3 protein-coding genes are annotated in these 2,615 nt (G+C 63.5%); all 3 read left to right on the top strand.

What is annotated here, in order from left to right; all coding sequences use genetic code 11:
* Nucleotides 1–845, top strand: an 845-nt coding sequence (locus tag AC5DC2_RS22725; RefSeq protein WP_491700130.1) for an ABC transporter ATP-binding protein, incomplete at its 5' end; no start/stop codon positions are given.
* A gap of 2 nt (nt 846–847) precedes the next feature.
* Entirely contained in the window at nt 848–1,954 is a 1,107-nt protein-coding gene (locus AC5DC2_RS22720; protein WP_491700129.1) for a mandelate racemase/muconate lactonizing enzyme family protein, read from the top strand.
* 17 nt (nt 1,955–1,971) lie between these two features.
* Nucleotides 1,972–2,615, top strand: a 644-nt coding sequence (locus AC5DC2_RS22715) for an SDR family NAD(P)-dependent oxidoreductase (RefSeq protein WP_491700128.1), incomplete at its 3' end; no start/stop codon positions are given.

Raw genomic sequence — 2,615 nt, 5'->3', positions numbered from 1 at the left:
CCTACGCGCTCTATCCGCACATGACCGTGCGCGAGAACCTCGGCTTCGGACTGAAGATCGCCGGCATGACGCCGGAGGATATCAAGCCGCGCGTCGACGAGGCCGCCGCCATCCTCGGCCTCGAGAGCTTCATGGACAGGTTGCCCGCCAACCTGTCCGGCGGCCAGCGCCAGCGCGTGGCGATGGGCCGCGCCATCGTGCGCCACCCGGATGTCTTCCTGTTCGACGAGCCGCTCTCCAACCTCGATGCCAAGCTGCGCGGCCAGATGCGCGTCGAGATCAAGAAGCTGCATCAGCGGGTGAAGACCACCGTGATTTATGTGACCCACGACCAGGTGGAGGCGATGACGCTTGCGGACCGGATCGTGATCATGCGCGATGGCTATGTCGAGCAGGTCGGTACGCCGACGGAGGTGTTCGATAACCCGGTCAATACCTTCGTTGCCGGCTTCATCGGCTCGCCGCCGATGAACCAGCTTGACGGCGTGGTGGAAAGCGCCGCAGCGCGCCTTGCCGACGGTACGGTGGTGCCGCTGCCGGAGGATATTGCCGCGAAGCTTTCCGACGGACGGAAGGTCGTGGTCGGGTTCCGCCCCGACGCTTTTGCGCCCAAGGGCCACTCGCTGCATCCGGAAGACCGCTCTGTCGAGATCGAGGCTCCTGTCATCATCTCCGAGCCGCTCGGAACCGAAACCATCATCTTCACCCAATTCGGCGGCAAGGAAGTGCAGGCCAAGATGCTCGACCCGCGCCCGCTTGAAGATGGCGAAACGCTGACCTTCACGCTGGACCTCGAACGCCTTCACGTCTTTGACGGCGAGAGCGGCAAGAGCCTGAGGGCCTGACAATGGCAAAGATCGTCCGCGCCGAACTGGTGATGGTGAACCTGAAACCGAAGGTGACGCGGGTCGACGCGATCCAGACCTTCGTTTCCCAGGAAACCCCTATCGTGCGCATCACCGACGCCGACGGGGTGAACGGCACCGGCTATTCCTATACGATCGGCACCGGCGGCCCGTCCGTCATGGCGCTTCTGGAAAAGACCCTGCTGCCGGCGGTTATCGGCCGCGAGGCCTTCGATATCGAGCGGATCTGGCGGGATCTCTCGTTCCTCACCCATGCGACCACGGTCGGCGCCATCACCGCGATCGCGCTTGCCGCCATCGATACCGCGCTCTGGGATCTGAAGGCCGTCAAGCTCGGCCTGCCGCTTCACAAGCTGGCGGGCGGGGCGAAGGACGAAATACCGCTCTACACAACGGAAGGCGGCTGGCTGCATCTGGAAACCGAGGCACTGGTGGTTGACGCGATTGCGGCGAAGGCAAACGGTTTTGCCGGCTGCAAGCTCAAGGTTGGCCGCCCGCTTGCCGAAGATGTCGCGCGGATATCGGCGGTGCGCGAGGCTGTGGGGCCGGCTTTCGAAATATTCACCGATGCCAACCAGGCCTTTGCCGTGGACGAGGCCGTGCGCCGGGCGGCGGCCTATCAGCGGCTCGATATCGGCTGGCTGGAAGAGCCTTTGCCGGCGGATGATATCGAGGGCCACGCGGTGCTCTCGAGGCACACAAGCGTGCCGGTCGCCGTCGGCGAGAGCGTTTATTCGGCACTCCATTTCCGTGAATATCTGGAGCGGCGGGCCTGTTCTGTCATCCAGGTCGATGTCGGCCGCATCGGCGGCATCACGCCGTGGCTCAAGGTCTCGCATATGGCCGAGTGCTTCAATGTTGCCGTGGCGCCGCATTTCCTGATGGAACTGCATGTTTCGCTGTGCGCGGCGGTGCCCAATGCGCGCTGGGTGGAGTATATTCCGCAGCTTGACGCGATCACGCTTGAGGGCATGACCATCCGCGACGGACGCGCCATTCCGTCTTCCGCGCCGGGCCTTGGCATCGCATGGGATTTCGATGCGATCGGCCGCATGGCCGTCGAGGGCTCGCAAAAGACAATCAACTGACGTTCAAGGGAGCGATCATGACCGACCTTTCCGGAAAAACCTGTTTCATCACCGCCGCCGCGCAGGGCATCGGGGCGGCATCGGCCAGGGCCTTCGCCAAAGCGGGCGCCACGGTGATTGCGACCGACATCAATGCTGAAAAGCTCAAGGAACTTGAGGGCATCGAGAACATTTCGACGCGGGTCTTGAATGTGCTGTCGGACGAGGCGGTCACCATCGCCGCGCAGGAAATCGGGCAGGTCGATATCCTGTTCAACTGCGCCGGCATCGTCCACAACGGCTCTATCCTGGAGGGCAAGGAAAGCGATCTCGACCTTGCCTATGATCTCAACGTCAAGGCCATGGTGCGCACCATCCGTGCCTTCCTGCCCGGCATGCTCGAGCGGGGCGACGGGGCCATCATCAACATGTCCTCGGTCGCTTCCAGCATGAAGGGCGTTCCCAACCGTTTCGCCTACACCACCACCAAGGCCGCCGTTCTCGGGCTGACCAAATCGGTCGCCGCCGACTTTGTCTCCAGAGGCATTCGCTGCAACGCCATCTGCCCGGGCACGGTCGACAGCCCCTCGCTGCAGGAACGCCTGAAGGCGACCGGCGATTATGAAAAGGCGCGGACCGATTTCATCGCCCGCCAGCCGATCGGCCGCATCGGCACGCCGGA

The sequence above is a fragment of the Martelella sp. genome (genome assembly GCF_984369615.1).
This window is presented reverse-complemented; position numbering and strand designations above follow the sequence as displayed.